The organism is Pseudoalteromonas sp. JSTW (assembly GCF_013423925.1).
In the GTDB taxonomy this organism is placed as follows: domain Bacteria; phylum Pseudomonadota; class Gammaproteobacteria; order Enterobacterales; family Alteromonadaceae; genus Pseudoalteromonas; species Pseudoalteromonas lipolytica.
In genome coordinates, this window is record NZ_CP058973.1 from 814090 (window position 1) to 834886 (window position 20797).

Genomic DNA, 20797 nt, shown 5'->3' on the forward strand with positions numbered 1-20797 from the left:
CTGGCTGTTCGAAAACAGGGAGTCGTTATGGAACAGGTTGGTATTTACGAGCAGCTGATTACGCAAGTAATCGAGCAACACCTAGATCGTGAACAGTTTTATGTCGGAGAACGCCAACTTGAATCAGCAGAAGCTGCCACTTGGCTGTCTCGATTTTTAGGTAAGTTAATTGCTCACGCGATTGATGCTATACCTAGTTCAAATAATCGCTTACAAGAGCAAATCAATCTAGCAAATAACTTAGTTTTTTGGCTTAAAGATCATATTCGAGATGATGAGCTAATAAGTGAAAACCTAATAGATAGCCAAGGTAGAATCCTCACTGCACTATTCAATACTGAAAACCCAATTGCAGCAAACCTCAAAGACTACGCCAAAAATATATTTCCATTAACAGGGCTTACCCAAAGCGAATTATTTAGTGGCGCGAATGCGGGTATATCGCTCGAGACAGAATTAAAGCGTGAGATAAAATCGGCCGACACTATTTACTGGTTAGTTTCATTTATAAAGTGGACAGGGCTAAGAATATTTAAAAATGAACTTGAAGCCTTTACCAAAAGTGGTAACAAACTAAAAGTTATCACCACCTCTTACATGGGGGCAACAGATGCTAAAGCGGTTGAGTTTTTGGCAAGCCTACCAAACACTGAAGTAAAACTAAGCTATAACAATCAGCAAGAACGTTTACACGCAAAATCTTACTTATTTATGCGTAACACCGGTTTTCATACTGGCTATATTGGTTCGTCTAACTTATCGCATTCGGCACTCACCAGCGGCCTTGAATGGAATTTAAAAATTACAGCGCAAGAAATTCCGCATATTATCGCTAAAACCAAAAGCACCTTTGAAACCTACTGGCAATCACCAGACTTTGAACTGTTTAGTGGTAAAGTTGAATGTAAAGAAAAGCTAATAAACTCACTGAATGAACAGCGTGGTAAAGGACAAGCAAGTAACCAGTTCTATTTTGATATAACCCCTAAAACTCATCAATTAGCTATTTTAGAAAAACTAAGTGTTGAACGAAACGTTCACAATCGCTTTAAAAACTTAGTAGTGGCAGCAACAGGCACAGGTAAAACAATCATATCTGCATTTGATTTTAAAACCGTGTACGACAAAAAACCAAATGCCAACTTTTTATTTGTTGCTCACCGAGAAGAAATCCTCACTCAAGCACAAAGCGCATATCGTGGAGTGCTAAAAAATAATGATTTTGGCGAGCTTTGGGTTGGCAACTACAAACCTCAAAGATACAACCAATTATTTGCCTCAATTCAAACCCTTAACAACCAAATCGACAACATAAAATTGAGTGCTGATTTTTATGATTATATTGTTATTGATGAAGTGCATCACGTAAGTGCTAACAGTTACCGTGGCATTCTTAATTACTTCAAACCAAACATTTTATTAGGGTTAACGGCCACACCTGAAAGGCAAGATGGGGCAAATATATTAGAAGATTTCTGTGGTGTTATTGCCGCAGAGATCCGCTTACCAGAAGCCATAAATCAGCGCCATTTATGCCCGTTCCAATACTTTGGCCTTGATGACGATACAGATTTAAGCACGGTAACGTGGCGAGGCGGTCGTTACGATATTAGTGAGCTTAGTAAGCTATATACAGGCGAGAATAACCGCGCGAATAAAATCATATCGAGTCTCAACGACATCGTTACAAATATTAACGCTATTAAGGCATTAGCATTTTGTGTAAGCCAAGATCATGCTGAGTTTATGGCCAGTAAGTTTAACCTTGCAGGTATAAGTGCAGACGTACTTACCAGTAAAAATACTAGTGAACGAAAACACAAACAGCAGGCGCTTAGACGAGGTGAAATACACATACTCTGCGTCGTTGATATTTTTAACGAAGGGGTCGATATTCCAGAAGTAGATACCCTGCTCTTTTTGCGTCCAACCGAGAGCCTAACGCTATTTTTACAGCAATTAGGTCGTGGACTACGTTTACCCGACAACAGCCAAAAGCAATGTTGTACTGTACTCGACTTTGTTGGTAACGCTCGCCCCGAATATGACTTTGCCAATAAGTTTCGCGCACTCATTGGAAAAAGTAACCAGCCAATAAAAACCGAAATAGAAAATAATTTTCCGCACTTGCCGCTGGGCTGTCGTATAGAGCTACAAGAACGCACGCAAAAAACTATTTTACGTAATATACAACAAGCAACAAACAGCAAACGCCGTTTGCAACAGCTTATAAACAGTTATTCTCATCATACAAGCGACGAGCTAACGCTAAGCAACTTTGTACGTATAAACCCACAAGTCACATTAGAAGATATTTATAAACCAAAAGATACAAGGCATGGCGGTTGGCATTGGTTAAAAGACGATGATATTCCAGCAGATCAAGTTGATATATATAGTGCCTATTACAGAGCTATAAATACGCAATTACTTAGCTGTGATTCACTGAGCTATTTGTGCTTTTTACGCGATTTATGTAACAGCGACTTTAGCATTGAGATAACACCTAAAAATCAACAGTATGCACTCATGGCACATTACAATTTTTGGGATAACACTGGCACAAGTCTAGGGTTTAAATCCCTTAAGCAAAGCTTACAAGCACTAAAAAACCCGTTATTACAACAAGAGTTATCAGAAGTAATTGCGCTTTTAATAAATCGTATTCAGCAACAAGAAAGTGATTTAGCGTGCTTACCAAACCATGCAATAAAATTGCACAGCCGCTACACTCGCCAACAAATATTAGCGGCATTCGGCGCGCATACGTTTGATAAAAAATCGACCGCTCGCGAAGGTGTATTAGAGTTCAAAGAACAAAATTTAGAGCTACTATTCGTCACGCTCAATAAGTGCGAAAAAACCTACTCACCAACAACGCTGTATCACGACTATGCAATCAGCCCAACCTTGTTTCATTGGCAAACGCAAAACAGCGCCCGACCAGAACACGGCCGCGGCCTAAGCTACATTCAGCACCAACAAACAGGCAAAACCATCTTGCTGTTTGTGCGTGAACAAAGCAAAGATGAAAACGGCCGAACCATGGGATTTGTAAACTATGGCGAGGTTAAATATCAAAGCCACAGCGGCAGCCAGCCAATGAACATAACATGGGAATTAGTAAGCCCCATGCCAAACGAGATGTGGCATGAGGCTGGGAAATTAGCGGTTGGGTAACTAAATTAAGGAGACAAAATGTCAATTAAAGAACTCGAAGAAAAACTAGAAAATCACTTCGATGGTTTAACTAATGATGAAGAAAGTACATATGGTGTTGTAAAAAAGAATAATCAAAATTTAGAAATGATTACAGGAGTTCTTTTTGAAGGAGTGAAGTCATATGATAAAAATATTGAATTAAAGCACGAACGTGAACTTAAGAGCATGGTCTTAGATCAAAAACGCTTTAGCCACGGTTTTTGGCTTCTAGTTGGTATCTTGATATTCATAATTACTTTAATCTTTGGACTAATTTTTGTTAAAGATGATAGTAATACAGCTTTAAAAATATTAACTCATGTTCTTGCAGCTGGCATGGGCATAGTTACTGGTATTGGCTGGAAAAATAGATAGTAAGATTAAAATATCTATTGAAAATCAATCAGATATTTTAATCTAAAATTCATACTAATTTATATATTCTAGCTTCTTATTTTTCATATTAACCGGTAATGACTTTAAATCCGCCTGAATATACTTATAATGAAAATAATTAGCTACTTTACTTTCATGTGTTGATAAAAGGATTTGAAGATCTGAGAACTCATATCGCATCATTTGAACAAAAGAAGCCATGTTAACTTCGTCCATAGTTTGAACTGGATCATCAATCAAGATAGTTGCTAACTTAGAAGGGTAAACCTTATTCATTGCTAGCATAAATGAGATAACAACACCAGCAAGCTGTCCTGAACTCATTGTGTTCCATGCATCATGACTATCATTAGGTGTAGCGCTGAACTTCATAAAGCCTTTTTCGTTTCCTTTAGTTGGCGTAATTAAAAATATACCGCTTCCCTCAGGGCGAGACTGAAGTATTTTAGAGCTATAAACAAAAAGCGGTATTGCAATATGTTTTGCTACATCTTTTTCATAAGCTTTAATTTCATCTTTATAGACCTTACTAATTGCCGTTATTTCTACTCTCTTTAGCTTTAACTTTCTTAATTTCTCTTTTAGTTGAGATATCTTTAAAATTTTTGCTTTATAGGATGAAGAACTTTGCTGCAAAATTAATCGAGTTAATAGTGATAAGTCTCTACTAATATCATTCAAATCAATAGTCAATTTTTCAGTTTCATCAAACACTAAACCTAACGTTTTTAGATCTTGTTTTAATTGTAGATACTCTTTTAGCGGCTCATTTGAAAGTTGCTTTTTGTGGCTGTTAATAAAAGTAATAAGTAGCTCTTTTTTTTCGTGATAATTTTCATTAACTTCCAATAACTTTTTGTCTATAAAATGAGTACAGTCTCCAATGTTGGATTCAAGCCACGTTCTTATTTTCATCATGCTCTGGAAATCAGATTTTTCTAGATTTTTATGATTATTTACATTTGTTAAATCAAAGTTTAAATAATCTTGATACTTAGAGAGATAGTTTCTCATTTTGGTAATAGAAGGGACAATAAGGCCTGTTATTAATTTTTCAGTTACTATCTTAAGTGACTTATCATTATCTCCTAATTGTTCAGAGAAAAACTTCGATTGTTCTTCATATTCATTAAGTAAAGCTTGTCCTGTTGGCTTAATATCCCCACATAATGGGCAAGGTATATCTTGACATTTTTTTTCTTCATCATAACCAATATGTTCTTTGTAGTGAGATAAAAGATTTTTTCTACTGTCATCGATTTTAATGAGTAAAGAGCCCAGCGAACTCTTTGCCTTAGACAAACTTAAAAATAAAGCTATATCAGTTGTGAATACATCATAGCTTGAAGGAAAGTTTTCTTTGTAGGTATTTAAAATATCTTCGCTAAGGCTATTTGGTTTATTATCAAATAATTTAATTAACTTACTGTAGCTATCAGCTTTTTTCTTTGCCTTATGCCAAATAAAACTATGTTTATTTAGCTTTTTTGCTAGCTCTTCATAATTTTCAACTAAGCCAACTTTTAAATAATTCTCAAGTTGCTCAATTCGCTCTGTTGTCATTTTATTTAAAAAGTAATTAAATTTTAGCTTTTCATAATCTGAATTATTTTTTATGAGCCACTCAACACTTTCTAAGCTATTTCTATAAGCTTCAAGTTGCTCTACAGTGCTAGATGATAAGTCACTAAATAGCGCAATTTTCCCACTGCTAAGTGTGCCTTCTGAATCTTCAGCCTCAGTAGTCGGTTTTGATAACTGTGCTAACTCTTCTTCTTCTTTTTCGATTAATGGGGTGTAGTAATCATCTATTGTTTTCTTAAGGTTGGCTGAAAGCTTATCTAATTGATCAGCTTTATTTTTTTCTTCTATCGTACCAAATAGATAACTTATTTCTTGGTGGCGTTTACTTTCATCAAGTTTTAAGAAGTGACACGTTTCTTCTTGTTGGATGTAATTAAACAAAGTAAATGTTTTATCTAGTTTTTCATTCTCTAATAAATTATTTAATTTGCTTTCATCCAGCTTATTTTTACTTAACTCACGAAAGACAGATCCATCCTGCCAAACCTTAGCCTCAAAACGCTCAATAGTATTTTGATATTTTGCTACCCTACCCGCTTCGCCTGAAATATTGGCGGGAATATGAATACCGATCACAAGTAGGGTACTTGTACCACTTAAAAGCTCTAACTGAACAGTCGTTGGCTTAGTATTATCTCCCTTAAGAATATGATCTTCTTTATTCTTTGAGTCAGTATGCTTAACTCGAGATATTTTCCCCGTAAAACACAACTCAATAGCATCAAATATTGTTGTCTTCCCAAAACCATTTGGACCATCAAAAAGAACTAGATCATTACCAGTGAAATCAAACTCAACTGGTTCTTTGAAAGATTTAAAGTTCTCAATTCGCATCCTTCCTAGCTTAATCATTTGTTTCATCTTCCTTAACAAGTTCGGCAAGCCAGCTTTCAAGATCATTTATATCGAGTTCTAGCAGTTTCTCACATTCTCTTAACTGTTTTTCGGTTAACTTATTATCTATTTTTTGTTGTAATACTACCTGGTTAGAAGGAGTAACTATTAATGACAAAAAAGGAATTTTTTCATAAAGTTTTGCTACAAATAAGTATTCAATTTCTCTTTCAGAAAACTTTGATGGGTTAGCTTTTGTAAATTCATAAAACCTTTCTGTATCAGAGATTAGGCTTTGAATAAAAGCAATATAATTTCTTTTATTACTATCATAAGAACTTTGAATTATCGGAAGTTCTTCAACAGGTAATAATAAAACTTGTTTCTTGAAAAAGTATGGATCCTCTTCAATCGAAATAGCTTTTTTTATTGCATCGTTCTTTGTACTAGCTTTATGTGTAGTAAAAATTATCAATGTAGCATTTTTATCAAATGAAGATGAGATCTCTACGGTTTCATCTGTTAGTTGCTCAAATTTATTAGCATGATTTTTAATTAAAGAGAGTAATTTTATTTGAATATCATTCGTAACATGAGCCAAAACTCTTTCTGGTAAATGAAGATAAACAAAGTAATCACCTTGTAATTTTTTACCAATATAGACTAATGATGAAAAATCATGATCCTTTTCAATATATTTTACTTTTACTAAGGAAAGTTGAGACTCTATAAAAATCTGCTCTATTAGATTATCCATTTATTTCTCCTAATGCTTTTCTACTATCTATAAAACTGATTTCTTTTTGTTGAGTAATTTTATCTGATTCTTTTATACTTAAGCTCTCTTTCTCATAGCTTTCAACTTCAGTTATTTTCTCTATTCCGGCTAAAATTTCATCATTTTCATCTGTTGAATTAACGACGATATAATCGACATTAGTAAAAATATTTGATTGATTACCTTGGTTATCGGCTAACCCTTTTTTTGTTCTTTCAACCTCAATATACTTACTTTCAGGATCAGCTTCATTGAAACTAATACAACTGGGCTGATACTCAAAAACCTTATTTTTACATTTTAGTGTTAATTTACCAGATGGTTTTTCAACTTTTTTAATAAAGTTAAAAAAAACACTTTTAATTTTCTTTGGCTCTGATATTTCAGAATAATACTGATGTTCCGACGTGCCTTTAGAAACATGAGGGTATATGCGTCTCAAAAAACCCGCACAGTCATTAGGAAAATATTGTTGAATTACATTTTGGCGAACAGACTCTAACCTTACCGTATAATATTGGTATGTTTTATCATCAATAGCTGAGTTTGCTAACAACATGTCAGTGTCTTCAATTTGTTCTTTATAAGCCTTTTCAAAGTTTTCACGACACACTAAATTCCAATATGAATCATCTTGGTCTCTATAAGTGCTTTTTAGCTTTTGTACAATAACCTTAAAAGAAATACTCGGTTTAGTTCGCTGCAAGTAAGGAATATGATGATCTTTCTTATCTCTAATGTGCTGGTGCCTTAGCATTAAATTCTGATCAACTAGTGAACATAATGCTGTTTTATATAATTTAATATCTGTATCAGAAAAAGTTGTTCCACGGTGCAATAGCTCTAATAGTTCCTTGATTAGTCTATCTAGCTCTGAGTTCAGTGCATCATCAGATAGAGCAAGATTGTAGACCGTAGAATTATCAAAGCTAAGGAAAACCTTTTGGCAGGAGAGACTTTTTGGCTGAGCTAAATTTGGAACTAAATGGCTTGGTATACCTGCAATATTGGTAATATTTTCCTGGGGTGGTTCAACTTCATCGGCTGTATGGAAATAAGTGGTAGACGTCTTGAACGCTTTCTGTGAAAGCGCTTCAAAATCGGTAAAACATTTTGTAATATTACCACGATACTTAATGTCTACAAGTTGAACATTATCACCCCAGTTACTGTTTAATAAACCCTGCTCATCAATAAGTTTATGAATACTTATTTCTGTTTTAAGCTTTTTTTTCGCAGTTGCCGTATCGCCTTGTTTTTTACTTTTAAAGTTGAAGTATTTAAATATGTCGGTATCTGGCAGTATACCTTTCTTTCTATATAAAATTGTTGCGATTGCTTCTACATGATCTTTAAATTTATTTTCGCCTTTATGTTTAACTTGGTGAAGAGACAAATAATCGTCACCTCTTTTAATGGCAAAATCTTCAATCCATTCATACTCAATATGGTGTTCATCTAAGAAAGTATCGAAAGAAGGTAAACCAAATCCTGCTCGAGCTTCTTTAATAATATTTGCTAAACAAACATAGAGGCCTACTTTTCCTTGGTAATTATAGCCATTCCAAGAGGGTGTAGCATCGTGCAAAATGCTTTTAGATGATGCATTAGTCATATTAAAGTTACTCTCTTATACAAACTAGATATAGTCAAAATATTTACCTATGAACACCAATCTACCAGCACACTCCAATTCCCCGTGATCACACCTGAAACTAAGTTAATGATGAGTAATTTACAGCATGGATGCTGTACAAAGCGTAGTTTGGCCATGGATGGCCTATCTACGCTGATTACGTTCACATCATTAACGTAAGTTGAAGATCAAGTGTGATCCTCGGGTGCGCCGAGAGAGTCCAGAGAGAGGTCGGCGGCAGCCTCTCTTTGGTTGCCATCGCCAACGCGATAAAACCTCAAATAGAGGTTTTTAATCCCTTAAAAGTCCTGCACGCAAACTCTAGGTCTGTACGTTAAACGTCACTATCTACACGTTATAACTTGGCTTATCTTCCGCCACTAAACCAAGCTCATTATTTTGCTGTTGATAAACAGCACTTTCTGCAAACTCAAAACTGTTTATGCCTACCCACAATTTAGCGCTGTTTGCCTGTGCAACCTGATACGCCCAGTCGCTCACTGAGCGTGATTTCTCGGCATCACAATTAAAGTAATCGCTCAACTCACGAGTTATATGCTGGTTATATATAACGAGGTTTTGTTCTTCCCAGCGCTCGCGGTGCTCTTGCGCAGCTAAAAAATCGCGTTTGCTGTTATTGCATTTACTATGAGCTGCCACAAAGTTATGGCCTAAATCGTTGGCGTAACGCGTAAACGGAATAAAGTGATCAACCTCGGTTTTGCTGTTTAATGCCTTTTGACAATAAAAGCAGTGACCGCGTTGTAGCTCTATTAATACAGGTTTTGCTTTATTGAGTGCATTGCGATCAAAGCCAAATAAAAAGTCATGAAGTTGACTTTGTGGGCCGATTAGCGCTTGGTTGTATTTAATACTTTGAATTTTTTGTAGCCATGCATTTTTAGCTAAGTACACAACTAAGTCGTAAAAGCGTCTAAAGCAACTGGCAATACCTGCATTTAAGGTAATGTATTGCTGCCCTTTAACATGAGGATATAAGAAACACTCTTCCTTGCCATTTAGCTTTTGTAATAACCATAACGGTCCATCTTTAATGGTTTGTAACGTTGTTCTGCGTATGTTTTTCCAATCACTGCACTTTTTTAATTGGCTAACTGAATTAATGTTATTTAATTTTGCATCGTGTAGTGTGGTGATGATTTTGGCTTGTTTTTTGGAATTGGTATTTTGTAAAAGCAGCTGGTCTCTATTGTTACCAATGGCACCAAAAGGAGATGCTTGATGCCAATACAACGCAATAAACTTTTCGACTAATTCGTCAAACGTTATTTGTAATTGCGCATTCGGATCTATTTGCTGTTTTTCAATGCTGATATCAGCAAGCGCATGCAACAAGGCAAACTTGTAAGTGGCACTAAAGTCCCCTTCCACCAGCATGCGTTGAATATAAGCGATAAAGTCGAGCTGTTGCTGCATAGCCATATCCAAACTATGCCTTTAATGAAGGCTTTGATAAAACGCTGAGGGCTTCTTTTAAGCGCATAAGCTAAATCCTGTTACTGCGGCTTAAAATTAGTAAACCGCTCCATGGTTATTTATTAATACTAAATAACGAGCCGTTAAGCTGCTATTAAGTTTAAAAACAATCTAGCACGAATAGCCATGATAGATATAGGGTTTATCGACGAATAAAGTGGTTGCTCTAAATTAACATGTGAGGAATTCGTTTAAAAATGCGGCATAACGAGGCATGCCGCACTGTCGTTTTGTAATTTATAAGATTAAAGACTTACTTTGGCGTTCGTCTATGCAAAATGGCGTTTAGCCATATTTCGTTGGCGCGCTCTGGGCGCTGGTCGGCGCTTTGCCATGACTTTAAAATAAACAGGTTGGTGTTTTTAATAATGCTTTCGAGGCCAACTTCGTTTAGGTCGGTAAATTCGCGGCCGTTGTGTTCACGCTCGCCGTCGCCGTATTTAAACGATACATACACAATACCTTGAGGTTTAAGTGCGCGGGCTAGGTTATTAAAGGCGTCGGTTAAGTCGTTTTTTGAGACATGAATTAAACTTGCGCAGCACCAAATGCCGTCGTATTTTTCAACGTCATTTAGGTCTTGAAAGCTGCTTACTGCCACCTCTTGATTTAAATATTCTGAGGCTAGCTTGGCTATTTCGGGGCTTATATCAAACGCATCAACGCTAAAGCCCCGCTCTTTAAAAATAAAGGCGTCGCGGCCAGAGCCACACCCAGCATCTAACACAGTGCCATTTTTTGGCAGCAGCGGTAAAAACTCATCGTAAAGCTGAGTTAAATCTACATCGAGCGTGGCATCAACAAATGCTTGTGCGTTTTGGTTGTAGTAATCGATTGTTTTGGTTGCCATTTTACGTCCTTTATCGTGGCAGTAGTGCTTAGGTTAAAAATAGCATTAAAGCGAGATATCGGTAAATAAAATGAATGAAGAAAGTTTAAATTGGCCAAACTAGTTAAACAATGCGCGGCATGAAACCGTTATTGTATTTTTTACTGCTAATCGCCCCAAAAGTGTTAATTAATTTAAACACGCGAAGTATTCTCCCTGCCTACCTCACGACCAATTTAACAGTTTAGTTGGTAAAAGCTGCGCCATTGCACGCGTTATGTTTGATATATAACAGGTTATTTGTTGCAAAAGTCACAATTTAATGGGGCTTTTGTCGCCCATTTCTAAACATACGACTATAATGTTAAGTGAAATCAACATTATTAATACTAAATACTAGGGATACACAATGAAAAAACTTCCTATCGCATTGGCGCTATGTGCTGCTTTCGTGTCTGCAAACACGCTTGCAGAAGTTCGCATAAATGGCTTTGCTTCAATTGTGGGGGGTAAAACTCTCGACGACAACACAACTGTATACGGCTACGATAACGATATATCTTTTAAGAATGAGAGCATGTTTGCTTTGCAGCTTTCAGCTGATTTACAAGAGAAATTAAGTGCGACAGCGCAAATTGTTGCCCGTGGCGATAACGACTTTGACGCTGAGTTTGAGTGGGCTTATTTAACCTATGAGTTTACCGATGAGCTGCAACTAAGCGCAGGTAAAATGCGTGCGCCGTTTTACCGCTACTCAGACTTTTTAGATGTGGGTTACACGTACCGCTGGGTTCGTCCACCGCAATCAGTGTATAACTTACCGTTTTCGACCTATGAGGGTTTAAGCTTATTGCACAATACCCAATTAGGCGATTGGGACTCTACCTTGCAAGTTATTTACGGCAATTTCGATGGTGATATTGCGGTTGTATCTGTTAATGGCGACACTGAGTTAAACGACATTGCGGGTATTAACTGGACTCTAGCCTACGACTGGTTTAGCGCTCGCGCTGCTTACTTTGTTGCCGAAACAACCATTGATATTGCAAATGATACCGACGCAGGTATTGCACTTAATGGCTTAGAGCAAGCATTACGTGGTGCAGGCTTTGTTGATCAAGCCAATGATATTGCTGCAAATGAAGATGATGGCTCGTTCTTTGCGATTGGTTTTTCGATTGATTACAACAACATTTTATTTGACGCTGAGTACACTGAGTTTGAAGTAGAAAACAGTGCGCTGGCTAAACAAACACAATATTACACGTCGGTTGGTTATCGAATGAATGAGTGGACCGTTCACTTAACTTACGAAAACAACGACGACAAACACGATAGTAATCGCTATAACGCGTTACCTGCTGTACCGCCATTAAACGCGGGTATTAACCAGGTATTAGAGGGCGTTAAAGCAAAAAGTAACGTTTACACCATTGGTACTCGTTATGACTTCCACCCGTCTGCCGCTTTAAAAGTTGACTTTAGTCGCTTTAAAGATGACATCACTGATACAGAAACTGATGTCGTTGCTGTTGCTGTTGATTTAGTTTTTTAATTGGAGTTCATAATGAAAAAATTACTATTAGCTACAGCGGTAACGCTTTTATCGAGCACCGCTTTTGCAGACGTTGCCGTGATTGTTAATCCGGCCAATGGCAATGCAATTGATGAAGGCACCATTAAAAAGATCTACCTTGGTAAAGCAAAGTCGTTCGACGATGGCACTAAAGTAAACCCTGTAAACCAAGATGGTAACAGCGTGAGCGATGAGTTTAACGATAAGGTGGTTGGTAAGTCGAGCAGCCAGCTTAATGCGTATTGGTCTAAGCTGGTTTTTACCGGTAAGGGCACGCCTCCTGAAAAGCTGGCGAATGATCAAGCCGTTATTGACTTTGTTGCCTCTAATAACGATGCGATTGGCTATATTGATGCTGCGAAAGTGACCGACAAAGTAAAAGTTATTGCGACGTTTTAATCGGTATTTGTTTGTCTCGTCCTAAAATACGTTGACGGTTTTAATTGAAGGCCAGTAGCTTTTGCTCCTGGTCTTTTTTATGCACTTGGTTTGGGGTTTCCATGCCTAAACTCAAATGCGGCCTCATTTCATTGTATATTACTATTGATTCTTCGACGAGTTCACGTAGCTCTTTCAGATTTTGGCATTTATAGAGTAAGAATTCTTGCTTCAATATGCCATTAATGCGCTCCGCCAATGCATTTTGATAGCAATCATAGCCATCGGTCATCGATGGAGTAATGCCATTTTCATTAAGCTTTACTTGATATACCCGTGAGCAATACTGTAACCCTCTATCTGAATGGTGAATCGTACTGCATTGATACTGACGATTAGCGATGGTCATATCTAATGCCTTAACCACATCTGTCGCCTTCATTTCATCACTGAGTTCATATCCCATAATTTTGCGACTATACGCATCAGTTACCAGCGATAGATAGTGAACACCTTGCGTTGATTGAACGTAGGTTATATCACTTACAAATACCTCTTCTGGCCTCGATGGTTGTCTATCTTTAAGCAAGTTAGGATGCTTTTTCATCCAATGTTTACTAAACGTCGTTTTTGTATAACTACGCTTAGGTTTAACCAATAAATGTTCACTTTTTAAGTAACTAAAAAAAGCATCTCGACCTAAACTTATACCTTGCTCTATGAGTTTGGGTTTCAGTAGAAAATATAATTTCCTTCCACCTAAACGCGGCATAAAGCGTCGTATTTCCAATACCATCGCTTTAACTGGTGCAAGTTCAATAGCACGCAATTTAGCTCTGCTCTCTCGTTGATATATTGCTTGTCTCGTTATCCCAAGCAGCTTGCAAGCACGTTCTAAGCTAACTATTTTTTGCTTTTGAAGGCTTCTTGCTCCTTGGCAATATACTTTTTTCTAAGGTTTGTCCCATGCTCAGCGTCAAGAATATTAACCACTTCATTGAGTAACAGGTTACGTAAGTGCTCATCTTCGAGCTCTCGTTCGAGACGCTTGATTTTTTGTGCGGGGCTTTCTTTGGCTTTAGGTGATTTAGGCATAGTCATCTTAGGTGATTGAGTCCAATCCATCTTACCGTGTTTTCTCAACCAAGTAAGCACAGTTGAGCGACCTTGTATGCCATAAATTTTTTGGGCTTGTTTATAAGTCATATCGCCTTTTTCTACAGCGTCGACAACTTGTAATTTAAAGCCTAATGAATAATCTCGTTGTGTTCGTTTGATCGGTGTATTATTTGACTTGGTCATAATAAGTCCTAAATGTGTAAACACATTTCAGGACGAGACAGTTTACGTAGTAAAAAGCCACTTCAATATGAAGTGGCTTTTTTAATTTTAGCGTGTCGTTTTTAGCTTATTCAACTTTAAATTTTGCTGTGGCGTCTAACAGTGAGTCAGACAGGTAATGTAAGTTTTTAGCAACATCGCGTACTGCCGAAAGCGAGTCCATAGTCTCTTCGAACGACATATGCATGTTAGATACATTTTCTACAACCATGCTGGCAACAGAGGTTTGCTCTTCGGTTGCGGCGGCAATTTGCGAGTTCATGCCATTAATTTCTAAAATTTGCTCAGAGATTTTCTCAATCGATAGGCCTGTATTCTCTGCGGCTTCGGCGTTGTTCATTGCCATGTCGCGCGCTGAGTTCATTGCATTTACCGATTCACTGGCTGCGGTGGTAAGTGTTGAAAGCAGCTCTCTGATTTCATTTGTCGATTGCGATGTACGTGAAGCCAGCTCTCTTACTTCGTCGGCTACCACGGCAAAGCCTCGACCTTGCTCACCGGCGCGCGCGGCTTCAATTGCAGCATTCAGCGCTAATAAGTTGGTTTGCTCTGCAATTGAGGTAATCACGTTCAAAATTTGCGTTACGTTTTTAGTGTCGCTTGCCAATTGGTTGATTGTTGAAGCGGCTTGGTTTATTTCGTCGCTTAAGGTGCGTGACTCTATCACTGAGCGCTGAATTTGCGTGCGGCTTTGCTCTACTTCGCGCTCTGCTGTTTGCGCTGCTTCAGATGCACTTGCAGCAGAATGAGAGATGTCGGCCACGCTTTGGCGCATTTCTTCCATTGATTGCTTCACTATTTCTGCATCGGTCGTTTGTTTGGTTGTGGCTTTTTCGGCGCGTTCCATACCTTGTACTAATCGGGTTGAGTTTTCCATTAGCGGCTCGCACACTGCAATTACTTCAAGTACTGCGGCCTTTAATAGCTTTATAAAGGCATTAAAGTTAATGGATACATGACCAATTTCGTCTTTAGCATGCACAGCCAGCTGCGTGCTTAAAGAGCCTTTGCCATCTGCAAGTAAGCGTAAGTTGTCGGCAGCCGCACTTGCAGACGAGCCAATACCACGGGCAATCCAAATTGAGGTAATCACCAATAAAACTAACGATATAATCGACACAACGAGCATTAAATGCAATGCGTTGTCAGAACGCGCTTTAGTGGCTTGTACTAATTCAAAAAAGCGGTCATCAGCGCGCGCCTGAGCCCCTTTAAAGCCGGTGAGTACGGCTTCATATAGCTTTGTTTTTTGCTGTGCCTGCTGCTGAATTTTACTAAAGTCGGCTGTACCGTCGATCATGGAGCTGGCAATAGCAGAAGAGGTTTTTGCGTATTGCTGTAGTTTTTCTTTTGTTTCTGCGTTCACATAGCTGTTATTGATAGCAATAATATTTTGCAGGTTTTCGTTAATTACTTTGTACGTTTGTGCTGCGCTATCGACTAAGTCTGACTCGCCAAAGGTGACCGCTTGTGTGTATAGCTCATCGAGCTTTTCGAGTAAGGCCACATTTGCCGAGGTGAGTTTAACGACTTGATAAGACGACTTTTCTAGCTCATCAAGTGAGCCTCTATTATCGCTCATCGCGATATAGTTGGTTAGCACAATAATGACAAATGCAATGACTGCAATGCATGTTATGGCATGAATTTTTTTTGTAATACTTAGATTTTTAAATGAAATACCTGCAGACATTGAATCCACCTTTGCTGTCTTGTTACCTAGTATTATCGCCTGTTTTCCCTAAAGTATTAATTATATTTCAATTTTCAGACTTTATTCGTATAAATAAAGTGTAGTATCATCATGATATAGGCTTAACTTGTGTGATTTTTCTAGTATAGCAGTTATCTAAATTGACACGCTTTTTTGGTGTCAGTATTTTTAGATGTAATTCATTTACTTTCGCTAAGTTAGCGGATTATTTCGAACAGAAAACCGGTGTTAATTTTGGGGGAAAGGTCACATTTAGGGCAACAACACTAAGCCATGTTTATAAGGCATGCCCCTACTTTATACCCCCAGCCTAAACTTAAGGCTTGTAAAGTATGTTTGCTGGCTGTTTTTTCGCTACACACCTTACGTGTTAAGCAACTAACTAGCATAATAATCACGCTGAAACGAAAAAAGGCCCTTTCGGACCTTTATGTTACACGGGCATTACTGGGCGTTTTGCTTTGCAACTAACGCTTTTAAGCTGTTACCAGCAACAAACAACGACGCTGCAAATAACCCTATATCTTTTAATAAAAACTCACCCACAAAGCTCAATACAGGAAAACCGGCATCGCTCGTAATACCTGATAAAAACACCATCATGCTAATAGTTACTGTAAATAACGCCATGGATAACAGCCCACCAAGCGCCGATAAAGCGGGGTTAATAAAGCGTGCGAAAAATAATAAGCCGATGATAATTTCAAGCGAGCCTAAAAAGTTTACCAGGCCTTGCTTTGAGAAAAGGGCATACATCCACGAAACCAGTGGATTATTAGCTATCATGCCGTACATGCCCTCAGCCTGCCCCGCAGAAAACTTAATACCACCAAACCAAATATAGATGATACCGAGTGTAATGTAGATAAGCGGCACACCTGCTTTTTCTAGCTTTTCACCAAGGGCGTTAAACGTTGTTAATTGTGTATTCGTAAAAGTCATGACAGCTCTCCTTTATTTAACCTACTAGTAGGTAGGTTTGCTAGGTAAAATTTTTTGAGTGCTGAACTAGGCCAGCATCTCAATCCATGCATCACACGTTTGATTAAACAAACCAGCATGATGCTCACTTCGGTTTAGCATAAGTGCACCTTTTATTGCGCAACATATAATGACCGCTTGCTGATAAGCAGTAGATTTAAAATTAAACTCACCGTTATCAAGTCCGACTTGCAAAATATCACTGAGTATATTTAGCTCAAGATCAGCCATTTTTAATACCTGCTTTTGCAGCGGTTCGGCCATGAGTCGCAAGTCGGTTTGCATGGCGTAAATACCACACATTTGCCCATCGTTCGCACAACTTTGAAACACAGCAAAATAACCTTGTAAACGTGCTTTGGCTGATGGCAACGTTTTTAAGTGTGATTCTAGCTGCTTTAGCTGCTCGCATTTTAACTGACAAAACGCAATGCCCAAATCGGCTTTGGTTGCAAAATGATGGTGGATACTCGCTTTGCGAATATCGAGCTCTTTAGCAAGGTCTGCATAGCTAAAACCATGGAAACCACTGCTTTGAATAAGCGCATCGGCGTGTTGCAGTATGTTTGTATATGTCGTGTTCATGTTGAGGATGTTACCTACCAGTAGGTAGGCTTGCAAGTTATTTTTTAATCAATGCGTAAAATAAATCATGCCTGAGCATAAAAAATACGGTGCGTTTAAGGCTAAAAGCCGCGTTATTTCTGGCATGAGCACAGCGAGTAAGCTATTTTTAAAAACGACTTTTTTAAGCTACATGACGTTTTAAGTGCACTGTTAAAGGTTCACTGTGAGAAACATTTTTTAATCGATTGCTCTGTTATCAGCAGTTCTATTGTCAGTGTGTTCTGCTAGTTAAAGGCTTGTAGCAATGTACTTAAGCGAGCAGCACCACACAGAACTAAAAGATTACAACAACCTATGTAAAACAATACAGACGAGAACATTGCACATTTACGAATTTACTAGCACTATTATATAAGAGAATACTTAATAAATAGGTAAAAAATGCGCACTAACCAAACTAATTGCCAGCAAGTAAGCTGTAAACTGTGTGAAGACAACTTAGAACTAGGCTTTGACTTCACCATGGCTTTTCAACCTATTATTGACTGCTCCGCAAAGAATATTTTTGGTTACGAAGCCTTAGTGAGAGGCCCTAATAATGAGTCGGCTTATTCTGTTATTTCTCAGGTTAATGACGATAACCGTTACACATTTGATCAACTGTGCCGTGTTAAAGCCATTTCTCTTGCTGCAAAGCTAGCGTTACCGTCTATTTTAAGTATTAACTTTTTACCTAATGCGATTTATCAACCTGAGCGTTGTATTAAAACGACGCTAGCAGCCGCCCAAAAATACAACTTTCCTGTTAAGCAAATAATGTTCGAGTTTACCGAAGTTGAACAAGTCGAAGACACCGCTCATATAAAACGCGTTATTGAGTATTATCAATCACTTGGATTTATTACTGCGACCGACGATTTTGGCTCTGGTTACTCAGGGTTAAATTTATTGGCCGATTTCCAAAGTAATATTATTAAGCTTGATATGGAGTTAGTTCGCGATATTCACCTTGATAAAGCACGCCAAACAATTGTTAGCCACTGTATTGCAATGTTCGAAGAGCTTAATATAACGCCTCTTGCCGAGGGCATTGAATGTATTGAAGAATACCAATGGCTGCGCAGTGCTGGCGTCAGTTTAATGCAAGGGTATTTATTTGCTCGCCCAGGATTTGAATGCCTACCCGAGGTCGATTTTAGTTTGTTGAATTAGCATAAGCTGCGAAATTCGAGCTGCGAAATTCGAGCTGCGAAATTCGAGCTACGAAGTGCGAGCTACGAAATGCGAGCTAAGAGTTACGAGGAGCGAAGTGCGAGGTACGAGGAGCGAAGTGCGAGGTGCGAGGTGCGAAGTGCGAGGTGCGAAGTGCTAGCTACGAAATGCGAGCTACGAGGTACGAAGTGCGAGGTACGAAGTGCGAGGTGCGAAGTGCGAGGTGCGAGGTACGAAGTGCGAGGTACGAAGTGCGAGGTGCGAAGTGCGAGGTGCGAAGTGCTAGCTACGAGGTACGAAGTGCGAGGTGCGAAGTGCGAAGTGCGAGGAGCGAGTTACGAAATGCGAGCTAAGAGCTGCGAAGTGCGAGGTACGAAGTGCGAGCAGCGAGGTGCGGACTAAATACGCGATGTAGAGCCATTGCTACCGATTGAACTTTTCGCACGAAATAAATTTCATGCCTACATTGTTTAAACTGTGTAGGGTGCAAATAGGGCAATAAAGTCTGTTTTATTAGCTCTAATCTTTCCTCGTTAGTATTCATATAAATTTAATAGCCTTCCGGTGGGTGGATCTGTATAATCCGCGGCCTATTATTTACCCTATTGCTTGTTTATTTTCGCAGTTTTGCACCATAACCCTGTCAGTATTTTTCTAGGAATAATTCGTTGATCTCAACCGCAAATATCACCATGCAATTTGGCGCAGAGCCGTTGTTCGAAAACATTTCAGCCAAGTTTGGTAACGGTAACCGCTATGGTTTAATTGGCGCAAATGGTTGCGGCAAGTCAACCTTTATGAAAATTTTAAGTGGTGCACTTACCCCTTCTTCAGGCAACGTGTCGATTACACCAGGCTTAAAAGTCGGAACGCTAAGCCAAGACCAATTTGCGTTTGAGCAATACACAGTGGTTGATGCGGTAATAATGGGCGATACAGAGCTTTGGAAAGTAAAGCAAGAGCGTGACCGCATTTACTCATTACCAGAAATGAGCGAAGAAGACGGCATGAAGGTCGCAGAGCTTGAAAGTATCTTTGCCGAAATGGATGGTTACACGGCAGAAAGCCGCGCTGAAGAAATTTTAATTCAAGCTGGTATTGAACAAGCGTTTCATTACGGGTTAATGGCCAATGTAGCACCGGGTTGGAAACTGCGTGTGTTATTAGCACAAGCGCTGTTTGCTAATCCTGATATTTTGCTTCTTGATGAGCCAACCAATAACTTAGACATTTACACCATTAACTGGTTAGCCAATGAGCTTAACCAACGTAAGTGTACGATGATTATTATTTCGCACGACCGTCACTTTTTAAACTCGGTTTGTACGCACATGGCCGACATTGATTATGGCGAACTGCGCATTTACCCAGGTAACTACGAAAAGTTTATTGAGGCATCTAGCCTTCAACGCGAACAATTACTGGCCGAAAATGCGAAGAAAAGCGCTGAAATCGATGAGCTTCAAGACTTTGTAAACCGCTTTGGCGCTAACGCCTCTAAAGCAAAGCAAGCGAGTTCACGTGCTAAACGTATGGATAAAATTAAGCTAGATGAAGTTAAATCATCAAGCCGTATGAGCCCGTCTTTGTACTTTGACGAAGGCAAAAAAATGTACCGCCAAGCACTTGAACTCACTAAGTTAGGCCATGGCTTTGACGGCGAAACCTTATTTAGCGGCGGCGACTTATTACTTGAAGCGGGTGCAAAACTGGCTGTTATTGGTGAAAACGGCGTGGGTAAAACGACCTTTTTACGCTGCTTAGTGAACGAACTTCAAAGTAACGAAGGGGTTGTTAAATGGTCAGAAAATGCAAGCGTTGGTTACTGCCCACAAGACAGCACTAAAGACTTTGATAACGACTTAACCCTATTCGACTGGATGTCGCAGTGGCGCACAGCCAAGCATAACGATTTAATGGTGCGTGGCATGCTAGGGCGTTTGTTATTTACCGCAGACGATGCCAACAAAAAGGCGCGCAACTGTTCTGGTGGTGAGAAAAACCGTTTGTTATTTGGTAAATTAATGATGCAAGACATTAATGTACTCGTAATGGATGAACCCACGAACCACATGGATATGGAAGCCATCGAAGCGCTTAACAATGCGTTAAAAGATTACGAAGGCACGCTTATTTTTGTGAGCCACGACCGTGAGTTTGTTTCGTCATTGGCAACCCGCATTATCGATATTAAGGACAAACAGATCATCGATTTTCAGGGCACATTTGACGAATATATGGACCATGTTGCACAACAAGAGTCATAACCCCTT

The 20797-nt window shown here is 38.7% G+C and carries 15 protein-coding genes; 6 read left to right on the forward strand and 9 right to left on the reverse strand.

Features of this window, described 5'->3' with window-relative positions; translation table 11 throughout:
- Positions 1-27 precede the first annotated feature (27 nt).
- Positions 28-3180, forward strand: a complete 3153-nt coding sequence (locus tag GZH31_RS19740; RefSeq protein WP_180311795.1) for a DUF3427 domain-containing protein — start codon at positions 28-30, stop codon at positions 3178-3180.
- An 18-nt stretch (positions 3181-3198) separates the two neighbouring features.
- Entirely contained in the window at positions 3199-3576 is a 378-nt protein-coding gene (locus GZH31_RS19745; protein ID WP_180311796.1) for a hypothetical protein, read from the forward strand.
- A 54-nt stretch (positions 3577-3630) separates the two neighbouring features.
- Here the strand turns inward: GZH31_RS19745 and GZH31_RS19750 are convergent, their stop codons facing one another.
- The 5 genes from GZH31_RS19750 to GZH31_RS19770 all read right to left on the reverse strand — a co-directional run bounded on the left by GZH31_RS19750 (position 3631) and on the right by GZH31_RS19770 (position 10776).
- A complete protein-coding gene (locus tag GZH31_RS19750) occupies positions 3631-6042 on the reverse strand; it encodes an AAA family ATPase (RefSeq protein ID WP_257473710.1) in 2412 nt (803 codons plus the stop codon).
- Entirely contained in the window at positions 6026-6772 is a 747-nt protein-coding gene (locus tag GZH31_RS19755; RefSeq protein WP_180311797.1) for an ABC-three component system middle component 1, read from the reverse strand. Before GZH31_RS19755 ends, GZH31_RS19750 begins: the two co-directional genes overlap by 17 nt.
- Positions 6765-8408 carry an ABC-three component system protein gene (locus tag GZH31_RS19760; RefSeq protein ID WP_180311798.1) on the reverse strand — a complete coding sequence of 548 codons (1644 nt, stop codon included), beginning with the start codon at positions 8406-8408 and terminating at the stop codon, positions 6765-6767. Before GZH31_RS19760 ends, GZH31_RS19755 begins: the two co-directional genes overlap by 8 nt.
- A gap of 369 nt (positions 8409-8777) precedes the next feature.
- Positions 8778-9866, reverse strand: a complete 1089-nt coding sequence (locus tag GZH31_RS19765; protein WP_257473711.1) for an HNH endonuclease — start codon at positions 9864-9866, stop codon at positions 8778-8780.
- Positions 9867-10179: 313 nt separating this feature from the next.
- Positions 10180-10776 (reverse strand): bifunctional 2-polyprenyl-6-hydroxyphenol methylase/3-demethylubiquinol 3-O-methyltransferase UbiG, encoded by a 597-nt coding sequence (locus tag GZH31_RS19770; RefSeq protein ID WP_180311800.1) that lies wholly within the window; start codon positions 10774-10776, stop codon positions 10180-10182.
- Positions 10777-11164: 388 nt separating this feature from the next.
- Between GZH31_RS19770 and GZH31_RS19775 the strand changes: the two genes are divergently transcribed.
- Both GZH31_RS19775 and GZH31_RS19780 read left to right on the forward strand, forming a co-directional pair.
- A complete protein-coding gene (locus GZH31_RS19775) occupies positions 11165-12310 on the forward strand; it encodes a porin (RefSeq protein ID WP_180311801.1) in 1146 nt (381 codons plus the stop codon).
- Positions 12311-12322: 12 nt separating this feature from the next.
- Positions 12323-12730 carry a phosphate ABC transporter substrate-binding protein gene (locus GZH31_RS19780; protein ID WP_065979240.1) on the forward strand — a complete coding sequence of 136 codons (408 nt, stop codon included), beginning with the start codon at positions 12323-12325 and terminating at the stop codon, positions 12728-12730.
- Positions 12731-12770: 40 nt separating this feature from the next.
- On the opposite strand, the gene GZH31_RS19785 is transcribed toward GZH31_RS19780, so the two are convergent.
- The 4 genes from GZH31_RS19785 to GZH31_RS19800 form a co-directional block, all read right to left on the reverse strand.
- A protein-coding gene (locus GZH31_RS19785; protein ID WP_374027183.1) for an IS3 family transposase occupies positions 12771-14011 on the reverse strand; the annotation gives its coding sequence in 2 pieces (ribosomal slippage) (positions 12771-13654 and positions 13654-14011; 1242 coding nt in all).
- Positions 14012-14117: 106 nt separating this feature from the next.
- Positions 14118-15743 carry a methyl-accepting chemotaxis protein gene (locus GZH31_RS19790; protein WP_036972510.1) on the reverse strand — a complete coding sequence of 542 codons (1626 nt, stop codon included), beginning with the start codon at positions 15741-15743 and terminating at the stop codon, positions 14118-14120.
- A gap of 465 nt (positions 15744-16208) precedes the next feature.
- Positions 16209-16706: a DUF417 family protein gene (locus GZH31_RS19795; RefSeq protein ID WP_180311802.1), complete on the reverse strand. Its 498-nt coding sequence runs from the start codon at positions 16704-16706 to the stop codon at positions 16209-16211.
- 66 nt (positions 16707-16772) lie between these two features.
- Positions 16773-17330 carry a TetR/AcrR family transcriptional regulator gene (locus tag GZH31_RS19800; RefSeq protein ID WP_180311803.1) on the reverse strand — a complete coding sequence of 186 codons (558 nt, stop codon included), beginning with the start codon at positions 17328-17330 and terminating at the stop codon, positions 16773-16775.
- Positions 17331-17753: 423 nt separating this feature from the next.
- On the opposite strand from GZH31_RS19800, the gene GZH31_RS19805 reads away from it, so the two are divergent.
- Positions 17754-18524 carry an EAL domain-containing protein gene (locus GZH31_RS19805; RefSeq protein WP_075593395.1) on the forward strand — a complete coding sequence of 257 codons (771 nt, stop codon included), beginning with the start codon at positions 17754-17756 and terminating at the stop codon, positions 18522-18524.
- 668 nt (positions 18525-19192) lie between these two features.
- Complete coding sequence (locus GZH31_RS19810) at positions 19193-20791, forward strand: ABC-F family ATPase (protein WP_074988464.1); 1599 nt, start codon at positions 19193-19195, stop codon at positions 20789-20791.
- Positions 20792-20797: the final 6 nt, after the last annotated feature.